Origin of the sequence: Dryocola sharpae, assembly GCF_051307055.1 — a bacterium.
GTDB lineage: Bacteria > Pseudomonadota > Gammaproteobacteria > Enterobacterales > Enterobacteriaceae > Dryocola.
In genome coordinates, this window is record NZ_CP149994.1 from 3,764,545 (window position 1) to 3,782,589 (window position 18,045).

Sequence of the window (18,045 nt, forward strand, 5' to 3'; positions counted from 1 at the left end):
GCATGAAACTGCTGATTGTTGAAGACGATTTACTGCTACAGGAAGGCCTGGCGCAAGCGCTGGGTAACGAAGGCTACGCGCTGGATTGCGCCGCTACCGCCGCTGAAGCTGACGCGTTAATACAAAGCGGCGAATACAGCCTGGTGATTCTGGATCTCGGCCTGCCGGATAAAGACGGCGCGACGCTGCTGAGCCAGTGGCGCCGCCGTGGCGTCAGCAACCCCGTACTGATCCTCACCGCACGCGATGCGCTTGAAGACCGGGTTAAAGGGCTGGATTCCGGCGCTGACGACTATCTGGTTAAACCCTTCGCGCTGGCGGAACTTCAGGCCCGCGCGCGGGCGCTAATCCGCCGCTATCAGGGACACAGCGATAATCTTTTACAGCAGGCTGACTTAACGCTCAACTTACAAACTCAGCAGGTTTTGCTGCAGGACCAGCCGCTGGAAATCACGCCGAAAGAATTCGCCCTTCTCACGCGCTTGATGATGCGCATCGGGCAGACGGTGCATCGTGAAACGCTACAGCAGGATATCTATAGCTGGCAGGACGATCCCGGTTCGAACACGCTTGAGGTGCACATTCACAATCTGCGCCGCAAATTAGGCAAAGAGCGTATCAAAACCGTGCGCGGCGTTGGCTACCGTCTGGAAAGCCGGGCATGAACAGCATGCGTCGGCGGCTAATGCTTCTGCTTGCGCTAATTCTTTTATTTTTCCAACTCGTTAGCGTGCTCTGGCTATGGCATGAAAGCCGGGAGCAAATCGGTTTCCTGGTAAATGAAACGCTCTCGGCCAAATCGCGTAACCAGCACGTTGAGAAAGAGATCCACGAAGCCATCGCCTCGCTGCTGGTGCCTTCGCTGGTGATGATTGGTTTTACGCTCTTCTTCTCCTTCTGGGCAATCACCTGGATTACGCGCCCTTTAAATCGTCTGCGCACAAGCCTTGCCAACCGCTCTGCGGATAACCTCTCTCCCGTGCCGATGTATTCAGACATGGAAGAGGTGGTGGCTGTGACCGGCTCGTTAAACCAGCTGCTGGGGCGTCTGGACCGTACCATTCAGCAGGAGCGCCTGTTTACCGCAGATGCCGCCCACGAGCTGCGCACGCCGCTGGCGGGCCTCAGACTGCATCTGGAACTGATGGCAAACGCGGGTAATCCGCAGGCGCCGATGCTTCTGGATCGCATCGATCAGCTGATGCACACCATCGAACAACTGCTGATGTTATCGAGAGCCGGCCAGGCGCTGGCGAGCGGGCACTACAGCACGCTGACATGGACCCGCGACATTATTGCGCCGCTGAAAATGGAGATGGATGAGATGGTGGCGCTGCGGCAACAATCTATAGAATGGCCGCAGGAAAGCGCCGATACAGTACAGGGGGATGCCGTATTGTTACGCCTGATGCTGCGCAACCTGCTGGAAAATGCCTCCCGTTACGGCCCGGAGCAAAGCGTGATTACCGTCTTCCTGACGCCGCAGAATGCGGGAACAGCGCTGACCGTAGCAGATCAGGGTCCCGGCATCAAAGAGGAACATCGCCAGACACTCACCGAGCCTTTCCGACGTATGGACCAGCGCTACGGCGGCAGCGGGCTTGGTTTGAACATTGTCCTGCGCATCGTTCAGCTGCATCATGGAAAGCTTATGCTGGATAATCGCAGCGAATGCTCTGGCCTGAACGCCTGCTGCTGGTTGCCGACAAATATCCAATAAATAAGGGCCGGAATGACCGGCCCTCCAGGCTAACGACAGACTTTATGTTGATGAGTACTGAACGCGGGGCCCTTAAAATTAATTGGAAAATCAATTCATTGATTTTCGACCGATAAGCACAAAGAAGGAAAAACCCCGCTTTTTCCTTCTTTGTCAGATAACTAAAGGGCCGAATGACCGGCCCTTTAACTCTGTTCTGCTTACTTCTGATAAATGATTTCGACGCCTTCGTCGTCATCTTCATCCCAGTCGTCATCCCAGTCATCGTCTTCTTCAGCTTCGGCGGCGTCAAGCTGCTGTTGATGATAGTCGTCCCACATGAACTCAACCTTCTCAGGCGCCACCGGCACGACTTCGCTGACTTTTGGATTAGCGATAATAAAGTCCATCACATCCCAGCACAGCGCGTTGACGCCTTCGCGATTAACCGCGGAGATAAGATAGTATTTATCTTCCCAGCCCATCGCAGTAGCAATTTCTTTGGCGCGCGCTTCGGCTTCTTCCTGGCTCATCAGGTCGACTTTGTTGAAGACCAGCCAGCGCGGTTTCTCTGCCAGTTTAGCGCTGTATTTTTCCAGCTCGCCAATAATAATACGGGCGTTTTCAACCGGATCTGATTCGTCGATTGGAGCGATATCGATGAGATGCAGCAGCACGCGACAACGCTCAAGGTGCTTCAGGAATCGAATCCCCAGCCCCGCGCCTTCGGCTGCGCCTTCGATCAGGCCAGGAATATCGGCCACCACAAAGCTTTTCTCATTATCCATACGTACTACGCCAAGGCTTGGCACCAACGTGGTAAATGGATAATCAGCCACTTTTGGTTTTGCCGCAGAGACAGAACGGATGAAGGTAGATTTGCCCGCATTCGGCAGACCCAGCATGCCAACGTCAGCCAGCAGCATCAGCTCAAGCTGCAAATCGCGCTTTTCACCCGGCGTACCCATGGTTTTTTGACGCGGGGTACGGTTAACGGACGATTTGAAACGGGTATTGCCCAGGCCGTGCCAGCCGCCTTTAGCAACCATTAATTTCTGGCCGTGCTGCGTCATGTCACCCATGGTCTCGCCGGTGCCGCCATCGATAACGCGCGTACCTACAGGCACTTTAACCGTGACGTCTTTACCACGCTTGCCGGTACAGTCACGGCTCTGGCCGTTCTGGCCACGTTCTGCGCGGAAAGATTTCTCGAAGCGGTAATCGATTAGGGTATTGAGATTTTCATCAGCTTCCAGCCAGACGTCGCCGCCGTCGCCGCCGTCGCCGCCGTCCGGGCCGCCCCTTGGGATATATTTTTCACGACGGAAGCTAACGCAGCCGTTACCGCCATCACCTGCTACGACCAGGATCGTTGCTTCATCAACAAACTTCATTTCACTTCTCCGTAAATCATTCGCCCGAACGTTGTACTGGAATGACAGCTTCGGTTTTGTGCCAGCGTCCCCAAAGACGGTGACCAATGGCGGAATACATAGCGCCCGCAACCACGATAAACGCGCCGGCATAACCTACGAGGTTAAGCAACGGCATGGCGAAGAAATCGGGCCAGGCTAACGCTAATAAATCTGAAAACAGCAGGGTAAACAGCGGCGTCAGCGTAATTAGCGCGCTGACCTGCGCCGCCTGCCACCGGGCCATTGCTTCTGCCAGCGCCCCATACCCAACAAGCGTATTCAGGCCGCAGAAAATTAAACATGCCAGCTGCCATCCGCTAAGCTGAAAAACCATATTCAACTGCGCTAAAGGCAACAACGCAACAGTACACAAAGTGTACAGCAAAAAGAGGATCTGTTGCGAGGCCAGACGGCGTAATAATACCTTCTGCGCCACGCCATAGGTGACCCACACCGTCGCCGCCAGAACACCAAAAATGACGCCAAGGGTGTAATCCGTCAGACGGGTAAAAATTTCTATCAGGCTGGTGTTAAAGAACATCACCAGCCCGCAAAGCAGCATTATGGCCCCAACGACCTGCGTGCCGCGCATTTTCTCTTTCAGCACCACCACGCTCGCCACCATCATCCCCACCGGGGAAAGCTGGCCAATAACCTGAGAAGCCGTCGGGCTCAGGTACTGCAGGGAAGAACTAAACAGCAGGAAGTTACCAAACAGGCCACCCGTCGCAATCGCCAGTAACCCCAGCCAGCGCGGCTTGCGGAAAATACGCATCGGCGGCAGCTTGCCGCGTAGAGCGAGGATAGAACCCAGCCCAATGCTTGCCATCAGGAAGCGGTAAAAAACCACGGTCGGCGGTTCCATGACCGTCAGCACCTGCTTCATTGCGATGGGCAAAGCTCCCCAGCAAACGGCCGTGGTTAATGCCAAAAGGATGCCGATGCCCGCCTGCTGTTTCATGCTGAAGTTCCCTGGTACTGCATTAATTTACCGGGCTCAGAATGTAAAAAGCCCCGCAACGTGTTGCGGGGCTTCAATCCGTTACCGGGACGCGAAAAACTTATTCAGCAACGATGCTGATGAACTTACGGTTTTTCGGGCCTTTAACTTCGAACTTAACTTTACCGTCAGTCAAAGCGAACAGAGTGTGATCTTTGCCGCAACCTACGTTGCTGCCAGCGTGGAATTTAGTGCCACGTTGACGAACGATAATGCTGCCTGCCAGAACTGCTTCACCGCCGAAACGTTTTACGCCCAGACGTTTAGCTTCGGAATCGCGACCGTTACGAGTTGAGCCGCCAGCCTTTTTATGTGCCATTTAATCTGCTCCTCTGTATTAAGCGCTGATGCCAGTGATTTTCACATCAGTGAACCACTGACGATGACCTTGCTGCTTACGGTAGTGTTTACGACGACGAAACTTAACGATCTTAATTTTCTCGCCACGACCGTGGGCAACAACTTCAGCTTTGATTACGCCGCCATCAACGAAAGGAACGCCGATTTTGATTTCTTCGCCGTTAGCGATCATCAGAACTTCTGCGAACTCAACAGACTCGCCAGTTGCGATGTCCAGCTTTTCCAGGCGAACGGTCTGACCTTCGCTTACTCGGTGTTGTTTACCACCACTTTGGAAAACCGCGTACATATAAAACTCCGCTTTCCGCACACACCTTACATTGGTTTCAGGTGGCGCTATAAATATTCACAATAGGGCGCGAATATTACGCAAACACGGAGCATTTGACAAGCCCGATTATGCATACTCGTAGAAAAAAAACGCAACATCACAGACAACGTTTATCTGCCTCGTTTTTTCAGTACAATCTGTACTACATTATCACTTCTCTACCTCCACGTTATTCCATAACAACATGTGGTAAACAGGACTGTAAGCCAGACTTCTGCGATGAATTTAGAAAAAATTAATGAGTTAACCGCGCAAGATATGGCGGGTGTCAACGCGGTCATCCTTGAACAGTTAAATTCGGATGTTCAACTGATCAATCAGTTAGGCTATTACATCGTTAGCGGCGGCGGGAAACGCATACGCCCAACGATCGCAGTACTTGCCGCAAGGGCGCTCGGCTATCAGGGTCATGCGCATATCAATATCGCCGCGCTGATCGAATTTATCCACACCGCCACGCTGCTTCACGACGATGTGGTAGACGAATCGGATATGCGTCGCGGCAAAGCAACGGCCAACGCGGCGTTTGGTAACGCGGCAAGCGTTCTGGTGGGGGATTTTATCTACACTCGCGCCTTCCAGATGATGACACAGCTGGGCTCGCTGAAGGTGCTTGAAGTCATGTCCGAAGCAGTCAACGTCATCGCTGAAGGAGAAGTGCTGCAGCTGATGAACTGTAACGACCCGGATATCACCGAAGAAAGCTATATGCGCGTGATTTACAGCAAAACCGCACGTTTGTTCGAAGCGGCGTCGCAATGCTCCGGGATTTTGGCGGAGGCCACTGCTGAACAGGAACAGGCTTTGCAAGATTATGGACGCTATCTTGGCACTGCCTTCCAGCTAATCGACGATTTACTGGACTACAGTGCGGATGGTCAAACGCTGGGTAAAAATGTGGGGGATGACCTTAACGAAGGCAAACCGACGCTTCCTTTACTGCACGCCATGCGAAATGGTACGCCAGAGCAGGCCCGGATGATTCGTGAAGCCATTGAGCAGGGCAATGGCCGTCATTTACTCCAGCCTGTTCTGGAGGCAATGGCCGCCTGCGGTTCGCTGGAATGGACCCGTCTTCGCGCAGAACAGGAAGCGGATAAAGCCATTGCAGCCCTCAGCGTGCTGCCAGAAAGCGAGCACAAAGAAGCTTTAATTGCCCTGGCGCATATGGCTGTTCAGCGCGATCGATAATCTCCCTTGCGCGCCGTCAACCGGCGCGTAAAGTTTCCTATAAAAACGCCTTATTCTTTTCCGGCACTCTCCTTCTGTAACGCTTATGCATAGGTTTTCACTTAGTTTTGTGTTTTAAAACACAGATCTGAGCATTGCTGCTTTTTATTGGAAATTATTAAACGAACATGTGTTATAAATTCCAAATGAAGCATGAACGCACAGGAAAGAAGGTTGTTATAGGAAGGAACAATGGATAAAGAACAGACGGACTGGCATCCTGCCGACATCATTGCAGGCCTTCGCAAACGGGGGACGTCCCTTGCGGCAGAATCGCGCAAAGCGGGGTTGAATTCGGCCACCTTAGCCAATGCATTAACTCGCCCCTGGCCCAAAGGCGAATATATTATTGCGCAAGCTCTGGGAACGGAGCCGTGGCTAATCTGGCCGTCACGTTACTACGATCCGGTGACGCATGAGTTTATCGATCGCTCTTTATTAATACGTAAAAAGTAATGTCACCATCTTTGCGCCTCACTCACAGCAAAACGCCCCGCTCAGTTTTCACCTTACAGGCGTTTCGTTGAATGGCTGAAGCTGACCGTTAAGCCGCTTTCTTTTATGAAGAGCGTCGTGGACAGTCATCCATCCTGCCTCTGCCTGATAAGCAAAAACCCGCCGAAGCGGGGTTTTGTAAGAAGCTGAAGCTGACCGTTAAGCCGCTTTCTTTTATGAAGAGCGTCGTGGACAGTCATCCATCCTGCCTCTGCCTGATAAGCAAAAACCCCGCCGAAGCGGGGTTTTGTAAGAAGTTGAAGCTGACCGTTAAGCCGCGTTCTTTTATGAAGAGCGTCGTGGACAGGCATCCATCCTGCCTCTGCCTGATAAGCAAAAACCCCGCCGAAGCGGGGTTTTGTAAGAAGTTGAAGCTGACCGTTAAGCCGGGTTCTGTCGTGGACAGTCATTCATCTAGGCCAGCAATCGCTCACTGGCTCAAGCAGCCTACCCGGGTTCAGTACGGGCCGTACCTTATGAACCCCTATTTGGCCTTGCTCCGGGTGGAGTTTACCGTGCCGCGAACTGTTACCAGACGCGCGGTGCGCTCTTACCGCACCCTTTCACCCTTACCTGATCCCGCTTGCGCGGGCCATCGGCGGTTTGCTCTCTGTTGCACTGGTCGTAGGCTTGCGCCTCCCAGGCGTTACCTGGCACCCTGCCCTATGGAGCCCGGACTTTCCTCCCCTCCGCCCGTCTCCCCCGAAGAGGACGACGACGAAGCGGCGACTGCCTGGTCAGCTTCGGCGCGAAGTATAGAGGGTTTACGTCCCCATGTCACGCTGACTTAGCCGGTAGTTTCATGCCGATAGCGACCGTCGCGGCGATATCACGCGAGGCCCGGTAAATGTTATCGAAGGCATTTTTCAGCGCTTCATCCAGCGTGCCAACGCTAGTGAGCACGCTGAATACCGCATCAATGCCGTGCTGATGCACAATCGCAACATCGCAGGCCAGAGAGCCGGCAATCCCGATAACGGGTTTACGATACCGCTTTGCTATTGCCGCAACGCCTACAGGAACTTTTCCACGAATACTCTGGCTGTCCATGCGCCCTTCGCCTGTCACCACCAGCGAGCAGTTATGTATATGCTCCTCCAGGTTAAGGGCTTCGGTAACAATCTCAACGCCGCTGCGTAAATCGGCGCCGAGGAAAGCCATTAACGCGGCGCCCATGCCGCCTGCCGCGCCCGCCCCCGGCGTGTTTTCCACATCTTTACGCAGCTGTTTTTTTATCACCTGCGCAAAATGTGCCAGATTGCGATCCAGCTCGACGATCGTGGCTTCGTCGGCGCCTTTCTGCGGCCCAAAAATTCGGGAAGCGCCGTTATCACCGGTCAATGGATTAGTGACGTCGCACGCCACGTTTATCACGCAGCGTTCCAGCCGTTTATCGAGCCCGGAAATATCAATGCTGCTCAGGCTCAGCAAACTGCCGCCGCCCGGGCTGACCTCCTTGCCAGCCGCATCAGACAATTTTGCGCCCAGCGCCTGCAGCATTCCGGCGCCGCCATCGTTAGTGGCGCTGCCGCCAATGCCGATAATGATATTGCGCACGCCGTTATCAAGCGCACGCAATATCAATTCTCCGGTCCCGCGCGAGGTGGTAACAAGCGGATTACGTTTCTCAAAGGGTACCAGCGCAAGGCCGCTGGCTTCCGCCATCTCGATAAATGCGGTTTTACCGTCACCAGTCATGCCCCAGCAGGCCGTCACGGGCTCGCCCAGCGGCCCGGTAACCGTCGTGACAACTTTAGAACCCTGTGTTGCGCTAACCATTGCATCGACAGTGCCCTCTCCGCCATCTGCAACCGGGACAGAAACGTAGCGGGCATCAGGAAATATTTCACGAAATCCCTTTTCGATAGCCTGGGCCACTTCATGAGCTGAGAGGCTTTCTTTATAAGAGTCCGGGGCGATAACGATTTTCATAGTAATCCATGCCTGATTCGGCCTGAGAAAAGCAAGGCGCCTGGCGCCCTCTCAATTCCTGGTGACTTCAACTTTCGCCAGTTTTTCGTAGTAGCATGCAATTGCGCTGTGGTCATCGTTGCCGTGGCCGTCAGCGCGCAGCGCCTGCATCATCTCCATAACGGCCGCGGTCAGGGGCAGCTGCGCGCCCACGCCATGAGAAGTATCCAGCGCATTCGCAAGATCTTTAATATGCAGGTCGATACGGAAACCGGGTTTAAAGTTACGATCCATCACCATCGGCGCTTTCGCTTCCAGCACGGTGCTGCCCGCAAGGCCGCCACGAATCGCCTGGAACACTAAATCAGGATTCACGCCGGCTCTGGTTGCCAGCACTAACGCCTCAGACATGGCAGCAATATTCAGCGCCACAATCACCTGATTCGCCAGCTTGGTTACGTTGCCCGCGCCGATATCCCCGGTATGCACCACCGAGCCCGCCATGGTTTTGAGCAGATCGTAATAGCGATCGAAAGTTGCTTTATCACCGCCCACCATCACGGAGAGCGTGCCATCGATGGCTTTCGGCTCGCCGCCGCTGACCGGCGCATCCAGCATATTGATGCCTTTGGCTTTTAACGCTTCGCTGATTTCACGGCTTGCCAGCGGCGCGATGGAGCTCATGTCGATAAATACGGCGCCCGGTTTCGCCCCCTCGATAATGCTGTTTTCACCCAGCGCAACCTCTTTCACGTGCGGGGAATTAGGCAACATGGTGATTATTACTTCGCACTGCTCAGCAATAGCTTTTGGGGTAGCGGCAGTTTCTGCGCCAGCGGCAATCACTTCAGCAATCGCCTCTGCATTATGGTCGGCAACCACCAGGGAATAACCGGCTTTGATGAGGTTTTTACTCATTGGTTTGCCCATGATGCCAAGGCCAATAAACCCAACTTTCATTGTCATAGCTTTACTCTCTCGTTATTTACGGGTGGAAGTTATTTTTTAAACTGGTCGCACAGCTTTTGGGTAGCGGAGCGGAAAACGCCCAAATCGCTGCCCACGGCCACAAAAGTTGCGCCCCATTCCAGGTAGCGCTTAGCGTCTGCTTCAACCGGCGCCAGGATCCCTGCTGGTTTGCCGAACGCTTTAGCACGGGCAAAAATATGCTGGATACAACGCTGCACTTCCGGATGCGAGGCGTTGCCCAGATGGCCTAATGCCGCCGCCAGATCGCTTGGCCCGACAAAGATGCCGTCCACACCGCTGGTGCCTGCGATGGCGTCCACGTTGTCCACGCCCTGCTGGCTTTCGATCTGCACAAGTACGGTGATATTTTTGTTCGACTGAGCGAAGTAGTCCGGTACGGTGCCAAACATATTGGCGCGATGCGAAACGGATACGCCACGGATGCCTTCCGGCGGGTAACGCGTAGAAGAAACCGCCAGCGCCGCTTCTTCCTGTGTTTCTACAAACGGAATCAAAAAGTTATAGAAGCCGATATCCAGCAGGCGCTTGATCGCCACCGGATCGTTAGTTGGCGCACGAACGACCGGGGCGCTCTGGCTGCCGGTGAGCGCCATCAGCTGTGGAATAAACGTAGTGATATCGTTTGGCGCGTGTTCGCCGTCCAGCACAATCCAGTCGAATCCGGCAAGGCCCAGCACTTCGGTGCTGATGGGGCTAGCTAGCGCCGACCAGCAGCCGATCTGTACCTGGTGAGCCGCTAAAGCAGCCTTAAATTTATTCGGGAATACGTTGTTATTCATGAGCTTTACCTTATTTTTTCATGGCGTACCGCTGCAATTCCGTACGTGTGATTATTACCTGGCATAGTCAGAATCGGTATATAAAAAGCGCAACACGGACCGCTTAGTTAATCGCCGTCGCAATAAAAGGAAATTAATAATATTAATTATCAGCTTCACTAACCTTTTTTTGATTCAGCTTGTGCTCTCTTTATTCTGATTAACGTCGCTAACAGTAATTAACTCAGCGCTAATGGCACGCAACACAGTATAGCCAGCACCGGAAGCGCGATCATTAGGCAGTTGCACAAGAGAGAGATTTTTCAGGATGATTATTATGAGCATTCGTACATATCGGTGGGGCATATTGCACATATTTTTATCTTGCCGTCCCTGTCAGGGCTGACGTGGCCACGTTAGGTGATCTGCATCACATCCTAATATTTCTCGTCCTGACATTATTTAATGAGCAAGTACGCCTGAATTCACAATTAATTTAAGGCCGTGACCTTATAAATATATTTATACCTGGAGAAGCGTGAACTATGTCAGACATCGAAATTAGGCAGCAACCGCCGACGGCCTTTTATATTAAAGTTCATGAAGCCGATAACGTTGCCATTATTGTTAACGACAATGGACTGAAATCAGGCGCGCAGTTTGCGGATGGACTGACGTTAGTCGAGCATATCCCGCAGGGCCATAAAGTCGCGCTGGTCGCCATTCCTGCTGGTGGCGCAATTATTCGCTACGGCGAAACGATCGGCTATGCGGCGCGTGACATTCTGCAGGGCAGCTGGATCGATGAATCATTGGTGGCCCTGCCCGAAGCGCCGCCGCTGCATACGCTGCCATTGGCCACGAAGGTACCGGAGCCGCTGCCAAAACTTGAAGGTTACACTTTTGAAGGCTATCGCAACGCAGACGGCAGCGTCGGCACTAAAAATCTCCTCGGCATCACTACCAGCGTGCACTGCGTCGCAGGCGTTGTGGACTACGTTATCAAAATCATTGAGCGCGACTTACTGCCCCGCTATCCGAACGTGGACGGCGTGGTGGGACTGAATCACCTTTACGGCTGCGGGGTGGCCATTAACGCCCCGGCCGCGGCGATCCCTATCCGCACCATCCACAATATCGCTCTGAACCCGAACTTCGGCGGCGAAGTGATGGTAGTTGGCCTCGGCTGTGAAAAACTCCAGCCGGAACGCCTGCTGGCAGGTAACGAAGATGTCCAGGCTATTTCACCAGCCGAAGCCAGCATTGTACGTCTGCAGGATGAACATCACGTCGGCTTTAAATCGATGGTGGATGATATCCTGGCCGTTGCGGAACGCCATTTGCAAAAACTCAACCAGCGACAGCGGGAAACCTGTCCGGCATCAGAACTGGTCATCGGTATGCAGTGCGGCGGCAGCGATGCGTTCTCAGGTGTGACGGCTAATCCGGCCGTTGGCTATGCCTCCGATCTTTTGGTGCGCTGCGGCGCCACGGTGATGTTCTCTGAAGTCACTGAGGTCCGTGACGCCATTCATCTGCTAACCCCGCGGGCCATTAACGAAGAAGTAGGAAAACGCCTGCTCGAAGAGATGGAATGGTACGACAACTATCTGGACATGGGTAAAACCGATCGCAGCGCCAACCCGTCACCGGGCAACAAAAAAGGCGGGCTGGCAAACGTGGTGGAAAAAGCCCTTGGCTCCATCGCTAAATCAGGCCAGAGCGCGATTGTGGAAGTGCTTTCACCAGGCCTGCGCCCCACTAAACGCGGTCTGATTTACGCGGCCACGCCGGCAAGTGATTTCGTGTGCGGCACCCAGCAGGTCGCTTCTGGTATCACCTTGCAGGTCTTCACCACCGGGCGCGGCACGCCATACGGCCTGTTGGCCGTACCGGTTATTAAAATGGCAACCCACAACGCGCTGGCAAACCGTTGGCACGATCTGATGGACATTAACGCGGGCACCATCGCCACCGGCGAGGCCACCATTGAAGATGTGGGCTGGGAGCTGTTTAAATTAATTCTTGATGTCGCAAGCGGCCGTAAGAAAACCTTTTCCGATCGATGGGGATTGCACAACGCGCTGGCGGTATTTAATCCTGCACCGGTAACCTGATCTTTGAAAAACAAGCATCCGGCGGGTAGCACAGGCTTACCCGCCTTCCGGGAATAGCCTTACGTCCTTATTCAGCTTTCTCCGATCGTCTGCTAAACAATATACTCAAGGAGCTGACGCCAGGTAGCCAGCGTCAGGACATCATCTTCCCGTTCAGGGCGATTAACCTGGGTCGCCATCAACTCTTTATTCGCCAGCGGCTTTCCCGATAGAAGTATCTCCAGCGCTACGGCCCCTCTGCCAGCAAGCCTCCGCGGCGGAAAAGTTCGCTGTCAGCAAGCCGTTTTCCTGCTGTGGGTAATTTTTTACAGATTCCAGAAACATTTTACATCACCTTGATTGACACTATTTATCAAACGCAGCTTTAAAAAACATTCAACAGAATAAAGTAGAAGGTCTTCGATAAATGTCCAGCCGCACGGATTGCCTCTGATTCTCCTGCCGCAAATTCATTAGCAAAGTAACTGTAAGGAGGTAATCCAGAGGTGCTATTTTTCGCCCAACTTACTAAATTATTTGATTTAACCCGCTAAAATTAATGCATCGCTGATTAATAATCGATCGCCATCCTTAGAATTATGATACTCATCCCTCTGAAATAATTAAGAATAATCTATGCATTGAGAAAGATCATTCGTGTTTTACCTGCCGCCGTTTTTTTGTTGTAATTTTGATCAAAATAAATAGCTTCAGAAAAAGTGGCTAGAATAGCCTTTTGAAAAATAAGAATATTATTAAAAAATTAAAGTTTTTACTCATTTTCAATAGCTTGAGAAATTAGGATGGTCTACGCTATAAGTTATCGCCTATTAAGCATAAGGGTATCATCTGTAACGATTCATTGAAGCATAAGCATTGCGAATTTATTGACTGACATTACCCTTCGTTCACAGGATTTTATATCTTGCGATATCTTTCGCATTCAATATCTGCCGCTTAATTTTCGCCCTGGAGAAGTATATGAAATGGACTGTAATTGATTCTTTAATAAGCCCCACAACGGGAACCGCTTTCTCTTGTATTGTTTCCTGTCGCGAATTAAAACTTATGCTTTGGTATAAAGCATCACATCTGATGATGCCGGGCGATGAAATAGTGACCAGCAATTTAGGCCTGTTTATTAACGGGCAGATAAGCCAATTAACGATGTGCAACGTCATTCCCTTCAATGCCACGCTCTGGCGCACCATGCTTGCACAGTCTGACTGTCCCGGAAATGCAGAAGTTAAGCCAGCCCGATGTGACTTCGAGGGAAAATGCCGCTTAAAGAAATGCCCTTTCGGGCTTGATAAAGCCCCTCCTCAACTCTCCTCGTAGGGAGAAGACAGGCTACCCGGAAAAGAACGGGAGACGCTCAGCGGCTTTCAGCGGCCGAGCGTAATCAACGTCATTCCACAACTACCACATCAATACCAGCCCTGCGCAGCCCGTTCAGGCATTCTTCCGGAATGCCGGTATCGGTAATAACCATATGAATGCGTTGCGTATCAATAATCTTATGCAGGCTGGAACGATTAAATTTGCTGGAATCCGTCACCACGATAACCCGCTCCGCCACTTCGCACATCCGTCGATTAAGGCGAGCTTCATCTTCGTTGTGGGTGCTGACGCCACGCTCAAGATCGATGGCGTCCACGCCAAGGAATAGCTTATCAAAGTGATAGTTTTGCAAAGACTGGTCGGCCTGATCGCCATAAAAAGAAAGGGACTGACGGCGTAAATGCCCGCCCGTCATCAGCAGCTCAACGCCTTCGGCCTCAAGCAAAGCGTTCGCGACGTTCATGCCGTTGGTCATGGCGATCACGTCCTTATGGTTGCGCATATGGCGCGCAATTTCATAAGTGGTGGTGCCTGAATCCAGAATAACGCGGTCCCCCGGCTGAATAAGTTCGGCTGCGGCATATGCAATACTGCGTTTGCTGGACGCATTAAGGGAACTTTTATCGGCAATCGTCTGTTCCGTAACGGAAACGTTGACTTCATTCAGCAGCGCGCCGCCGTAGGCACGCATAGCGATACCCTGCTTTTCCAGAAAAGCCAGATCGTTACGGATGGTGACGGTGGAAACACCAAAAAATAAGGCCAGATCGTTAACCTGAACGCTACCCTGCTGGCGTAGACGTTGAATGATATTTTCCCTGCGTTCACTGGTACCGCTCATTCTCTTTTCCTGATTTAACTCTACGTTGCCCATAACTGTAAGCCTTTTTCGAAGCCGATGCTTTCGTTTCGTTATCTTTTTTGCCTGTTTACCCCAAGTGATGGTCTCGACGCAAGCGCTTCTTCTCGTCAATCATACGGGATTCTGCCCTTCTCCGTCTTTCATTAGCTTTCTTTTGCGAAGCAGATCGAAAAAACAAAACCTTTCTATCACTTTTTTATGAAAAGTAATACATCATCAAAAGAAATAAAACGGAAGATTACTCGCAGATAAAAACTCACAGGAGAAGGAAGTGAAACTACTGACCGACCAGATAGCAATACATAAACAGGGTGCGCCATGCGGGATCTTTGCCGTCTGCTCAGCGCATCCGCTCGTTCTGGAAGCAGCCCTGCGCTACGCCTGCGACAAGCAAATTCTTCTGCTGATTGAAGCGACGTCGAACCAGGTCGATCAATACGGCGGCTATACCGGCATGACGCCGATGGCCTTTCGCGACTTTCTCCTGGAAATGGCGGACAAGCACGGCTTCCCGCGAGAAAACCTGATTTTTGGAGGAGACCACCTTGGACCAAACCGCTGGCAGTCTGAACCTGCGCCACAGGCGATGGAAAAAGCTCAGGAGCTGATTAAAAGCTACGTAGCGGCAGGTTTTAAAAAAATTCACCTTGATTGCAGCATGTCCTGCAGCGGCGATCCTGTTCCGTTAACCGATGAAATCGTCGCCCAGCGCGCTGCATTACTGGCGAAAGTGGCGGAACAAACCTGCAGTGAACACTTTGCGATTAGCGATCTGGTCTATGTTATTGGCACCGAGGTGCCGGTTCCCGGCGGGGCCCATGAAGCCTTAACCACGCTGGCGGTAACCTCCCCCGAAGCCGCACGTAAAACGTTAAAAGCGCATCAGCAGGCTTTCGAAGCGCAGGAGCTGAATGCCGCCTGGGAGCGGGTAATCGCGCTGGTTGTCCAGCCCGGCGTTGAATTCGATAACGCAAACGTTATTGACTATAAAAGAGAAAAAGCTCAGGCGCTGAGCAAGACAATCGAAGCCGAGGAGAACCTGGTATTCGAAGCGCATTCAACCGACTACCAGACGCCAGCGGCCTTACGTGAGCTTGTTGCAGACCATTTCGCCATTCTGAAAGTGGGGCCAGCGCTCACTTTTGCTTTGCGGGAAACCTTGTTTGCCCTGGCGGCGATTGAAAAAGAGCTTCTGCCCGAACAACAGCACTCGCATTTGCGCGAAACGCTTGAGCGCGTAATGCTCAATACGCCTGAATACTGGCAAAGCCATTACGCAGGGGATACAAATGCCCAGCGCCAGGCACGCGGATTCAGTTATTCAGACAGAATTCGTTATTACTGGCCTGACGACCAGGTAGAGCAGAAAGTTGCTCAGCTTATGGCTAATCTGGAGCGCCAGCCGATTCCTTTACCTCTGCTGAGCCAATATCTCCCGATACAGTGCCAAAAAGTGCGTAAAGGCACCCTCACGGCCACGCCTCATGAGCTTATTATCGCTAGTATTCAGGAAATTATGCAGCAGTACGACCAGGCATGCCGGGCCGTTTAAGCCATCAGGCTATCTGGATGTTTCACGCGCCGTCATCAACAAGGACATACATTATGCTAAGTATCATTCTCTGTGGCCACGGCGGCTTTGCTACCGGGCTTGAAAAAGCAATGCATCAAATTGTCGGGCAACAGACGCAGTTTATCGCTATTGATTTCCCCGAAACGTCGACCACGGCGCTTTTGCAAAGTCAGTATGAACAGGCGCTCAGCCAGCTTGATGAGAGCGAAGGCCTGGTCTTTCTTACCGATCTGCTGGGCGGGACGCCTTTTCGGCTCGCCTCCACGCTCGCCCTGCAAAAAGAAGGGCGGGAAGTCATCACCGGCACCAATCTACAGCTCTTACTGGAGATGGTGCTTGAGCGCGATGGGCTGACGCCTGAGGCATTTCGCACCGAAGCTCTGGCGTCCGGTCATCGGGGCCTGACCAGCCTTGTCGATGAGCTGGCCCGCGACCAAAAGGAAACGGTGCAAACCGAAGACGGCATTTAACAACCTTTACGTCATCAACCTGTAAATCTCCCGCCGGCCCGCGGGGGTTTACAGCCTCGCCCCGCTCCTGCCCCCTTCTTTCGTTACGTTGTGGCATTAGCTTCAAAGCCTTCCTTTCCTGCCGCTTGCTGGCGTAAGCATAAAAAAAAGACATGAGATCTCTTTCACTGTTTTGCACTTTAGCTTTTTTTTTGCATTGAATCTTCGTTACCTTTCTTATACAGTCCATATCAGGCCGCAAAAAGAAATGAAACGAAAGGTGGAAGACAAAGTATGTCGAAAATATCTTTCGAAGTCTCACCTTCACTTAAGGAATAGGTAATGACAGACCTGACCGATCTTGACCTCACAAAAACAAGCACCTGGACAGAAAAAGAAATTCGCCAGCAGCCGGCAATCTGGACCAAAGCCATCAGCCAGCTCGAAAATCAGCGCGCGGCTATAGATGCGTTCCTGCAGCCTCTGCTGGCAAAAAGCCGACTCAAAATTATTCTTACCGGCGCTGGCACCTCAGCTTTTATTGGCGAGATGATCGTGCCCTGGCTGAACCGCCAGGTTGCGGCTGAATTTGCTTCCGTGGCTTCTACCGACATTGTCACTAACCCGAAAGATTATTTACCAACGGAGCGTCCGGTTTTGCTGGTTTCATTTGCGCGCTCCGGCAACAGCCCTGAAAGCGCTGCGGCCGTTGATCTGACCAACCAGTGGGTGCCGGAGAGCTACCATCTGGTGATCACCTGCAACGAAGCGGGAAGCCTTTATCAAAACGGCCGTAAAAGCGATAAAACGCTCTGCGTATTGTTGCCGCCTGAAACACACGATCGTGGCTTCGCCATGACCAGCAGCGTCAGCACAATGATGGCTACCTGCCTTGCCGTGTTTGCGCCACAGCATTTTACTGCACAACGTTTTTCCGCTATCTCGGAACGCTGCCAGGCGGTGATTTCCGCTCAGGGTGATTTCAGCACGCCCCTGTTTGGCGATCGACCATGGAAGCGCATCGTTTATCTTGGCAACGGCGGCCTGCAGGGCGCGGCTCGCGAATCAGCCTTAAAAGTGCTGGAGCTGACCGGCGGCAAAATTGCGGCCTTCTATGATTCGGCAACCGGCTTCCGTCACGGGCCAAAATCGCTGATCGACGGGGAAACGCTGATCGTGCAATTTATTGCCAACCATCCTTACACCCGGCTTTACGATCTCGATTTATTAAAAGAGCTCAGAAGTGAGAATCACGCTATGGCCGTTGTCGCCATTGCCGATCGCCCTGATAGCGACATTGAAAACGGTGCGCATCTTTATATTCCGGGGCAGAGCCGCTGTGAAGATATCGATCTCACGTTCTGCTTCCTGATTTATGCGCAGATCTTCGCTTTACAGGAGTCGTTTAAAGCAGGGCTTCCGCCTGATACGCCATCGGCTAGCGGTACGGTGAACCGTGTCGTTCAGGGGGTAATTATTCACCCTTTACTTAACGACGTTGCAGAATAAAAACAGCTTTAAAAGCTACTCAGGGG

At 52.4% G+C, this 18,045-nt stretch carries 18 protein-coding genes and 1 other RNA gene; 9 read left to right on the forward strand and 10 right to left on the reverse strand.

Translation table 11 applies throughout. The features are described 5' to 3' along the window. Positions 1 to 2: 2 nt before the first annotated feature. Both pmrA and pmrB read left to right on the forward strand, forming a co-directional pair. A complete protein-coding gene (gene pmrA, locus WLO31_RS17925) occupies positions 3 to 665 on the forward strand; it encodes a two-component system response regulator PmrA (RefSeq protein ID WP_435927965.1) in 663 nt (220 codons plus the stop codon). Next, a complete protein-coding gene (gene pmrB / locus WLO31_RS17930; protein ID WP_435927966.1) occupies positions 662 to 1,720 on the forward strand; it encodes a two-component system sensor histidine kinase PmrB in 1,059 nt (352 codons plus the stop codon). Before pmrA ends, pmrB begins: the two co-directional genes overlap by 4 nt. Before the next feature lie 200 nt (positions 1,721 to 1,920). Here the strand turns inward: pmrB and cgtA are convergent, their stop codons facing one another. The 4 genes from cgtA to rplU all read right to left on the reverse strand — a co-directional run bounded on the left by cgtA (position 1,921) and on the right by rplU (position 4,763). Then, the gene (gene cgtA, locus WLO31_RS17935; protein WP_435927967.1) at positions 1,921 to 3,093 is read right to left on the reverse strand and encodes an Obg family GTPase CgtA; all 1,173 of its coding nucleotides are present in this window, start codon (positions 3,091 to 3,093) and stop codon (positions 1,921 to 1,923) included. Positions 3,094 to 3,109: 16 nt separating this feature from the next. Beyond that, entirely contained in the window at positions 3,110 to 4,075 is a 966-nt protein-coding gene (locus WLO31_RS17940; protein ID WP_435927968.1) for a DMT family transporter, read from the reverse strand. Positions 4,076 to 4,175: 100 nt separating this feature from the next. Then, complete coding sequence (gene rpmA, locus WLO31_RS17945) at positions 4,176 to 4,433, reverse strand: 50S ribosomal protein L27 (protein ID WP_121267728.1); 258 nt, start codon at positions 4,431 to 4,433, stop codon at positions 4,176 to 4,178. Between the two features lie 18 nt (positions 4,434 to 4,451). Further along, positions 4,452 to 4,763, reverse strand: a complete 312-nt coding sequence (gene rplU / locus WLO31_RS17950) for a 50S ribosomal protein L21 (RefSeq protein WP_121267729.1) — start codon at positions 4,761 to 4,763, stop codon at positions 4,452 to 4,454. 261 nt (positions 4,764 to 5,024) lie between these two features. On the opposite strand from rplU, the gene ispB reads away from it, so the two are divergent. After that, entirely contained in the window at positions 5,025 to 5,996 is a 972-nt protein-coding gene (gene ispB / locus WLO31_RS17955; protein WP_435927969.1) for an octaprenyl diphosphate synthase, read from the forward strand. A 231-nt stretch (positions 5,997 to 6,227) separates the two neighbouring features. Then, positions 6,228 to 6,491, forward strand: a complete 264-nt coding sequence (sfsB, locus tag WLO31_RS17960) for a DNA-binding transcriptional regulator SfsB (RefSeq protein ID WP_435927970.1) — start codon at positions 6,228 to 6,230, stop codon at positions 6,489 to 6,491. 405 nt (positions 6,492 to 6,896) lie between these two features. Here the strand turns inward: sfsB and rnpB are convergent. The 4 genes from rnpB to garL form a co-directional block, all read right to left on the reverse strand. Continuing rightward, positions 6,897 to 7,275, reverse strand: an RNA gene (gene rnpB / locus WLO31_RS17965) — RNase P RNA component class A. Positions 7,276 to 7,307: 32 nt separating this feature from the next. Beyond that, positions 7,308 to 8,462, reverse strand: a complete 1,155-nt coding sequence (garK, locus tag WLO31_RS17970; RefSeq protein ID WP_435927971.1) for a glycerate 2-kinase — start codon at positions 8,460 to 8,462, stop codon at positions 7,308 to 7,310. A gap of 51 nt (positions 8,463 to 8,513) precedes the next feature. Continuing rightward, positions 8,514 to 9,407: a 2-hydroxy-3-oxopropionate reductase gene (gene garR, locus WLO31_RS17975; RefSeq protein ID WP_435927972.1), complete on the reverse strand. Its 894-nt coding sequence runs from the start codon at positions 9,405 to 9,407 to the stop codon at positions 8,514 to 8,516. A gap of 32 nt (positions 9,408 to 9,439) precedes the next feature. Continuing rightward, positions 9,440 to 10,210: a 2-dehydro-3-deoxyglucarate aldolase gene (gene garL, locus WLO31_RS17980; RefSeq protein ID WP_435927973.1), complete on the reverse strand. Its 771-nt coding sequence runs from the start codon at positions 10,208 to 10,210 to the stop codon at positions 9,440 to 9,442. Positions 10,211 to 10,734: 524 nt separating this feature from the next. On the opposite strand from garL, the gene garD reads away from it, so the two are divergent. Then, a complete protein-coding gene (garD, locus tag WLO31_RS17985; RefSeq protein WP_435927974.1) occupies positions 10,735 to 12,306 on the forward strand; it encodes a galactarate dehydratase in 1,572 nt (523 codons plus the stop codon). A gap of 92 nt (positions 12,307 to 12,398) precedes the next feature. Here garD and WLO31_RS17990 read toward each other — a convergent pair whose 3' ends face one another. After that, positions 12,399 to 12,485, reverse strand: a complete 87-nt coding sequence (locus WLO31_RS17990) for a hypothetical protein (RefSeq protein ID WP_435930665.1) — start codon at positions 12,483 to 12,485, stop codon at positions 12,399 to 12,401. A gap of 781 nt (positions 12,486 to 13,266) precedes the next feature. On the opposite strand from WLO31_RS17990, the gene iraM reads away from it, so the two are divergent. Next, a complete protein-coding gene (iraM, locus tag WLO31_RS17995; RefSeq protein ID WP_435927975.1) occupies positions 13,267 to 13,623 on the forward strand; it encodes an anti-adapter protein IraM in 357 nt (118 codons plus the stop codon). A gap of 70 nt (positions 13,624 to 13,693) precedes the next feature. On the opposite strand, the gene WLO31_RS18000 is transcribed toward iraM, so the two are convergent. Beyond that, positions 13,694 to 14,500 (reverse strand): DeoR family transcriptional regulator, encoded by an 807-nt coding sequence (locus tag WLO31_RS18000; RefSeq protein WP_435927977.1) that lies wholly within the window; start codon positions 14,498 to 14,500, stop codon positions 13,694 to 13,696. A gap of 259 nt (positions 14,501 to 14,759) precedes the next feature. Between WLO31_RS18000 and kbaZ the strand changes: the two genes are divergently transcribed. The 3 genes from kbaZ to WLO31_RS18015 all read left to right on the forward strand — a co-directional run bounded on the left by kbaZ (position 14,760) and on the right by WLO31_RS18015 (position 18,019). Continuing rightward, positions 14,760 to 16,040 carry a tagatose-bisphosphate aldolase subunit KbaZ gene (gene kbaZ / locus WLO31_RS18005; RefSeq protein WP_435927979.1) on the forward strand — a complete coding sequence of 427 codons (1,281 nt, stop codon included), beginning with the start codon at positions 14,760 to 14,762 and terminating at the stop codon, positions 16,038 to 16,040. A 53-nt stretch (positions 16,041 to 16,093) separates the two neighbouring features. Then, complete coding sequence (gene agaF / locus WLO31_RS18010) at positions 16,094 to 16,531, forward strand: PTS galactosamine/N-acetylgalactosamine transporter subunit IIA (protein ID WP_435927980.1); 438 nt, start codon at positions 16,094 to 16,096, stop codon at positions 16,529 to 16,531. A 321-nt stretch (positions 16,532 to 16,852) separates the two neighbouring features. Then, complete coding sequence (locus tag WLO31_RS18015) at positions 16,853 to 18,019, forward strand: SIS domain-containing protein (RefSeq protein WP_435927981.1); 1,167 nt, start codon at positions 16,853 to 16,855, stop codon at positions 18,017 to 18,019. Positions 18,020 to 18,045 lie beyond the last annotated feature (26 nt).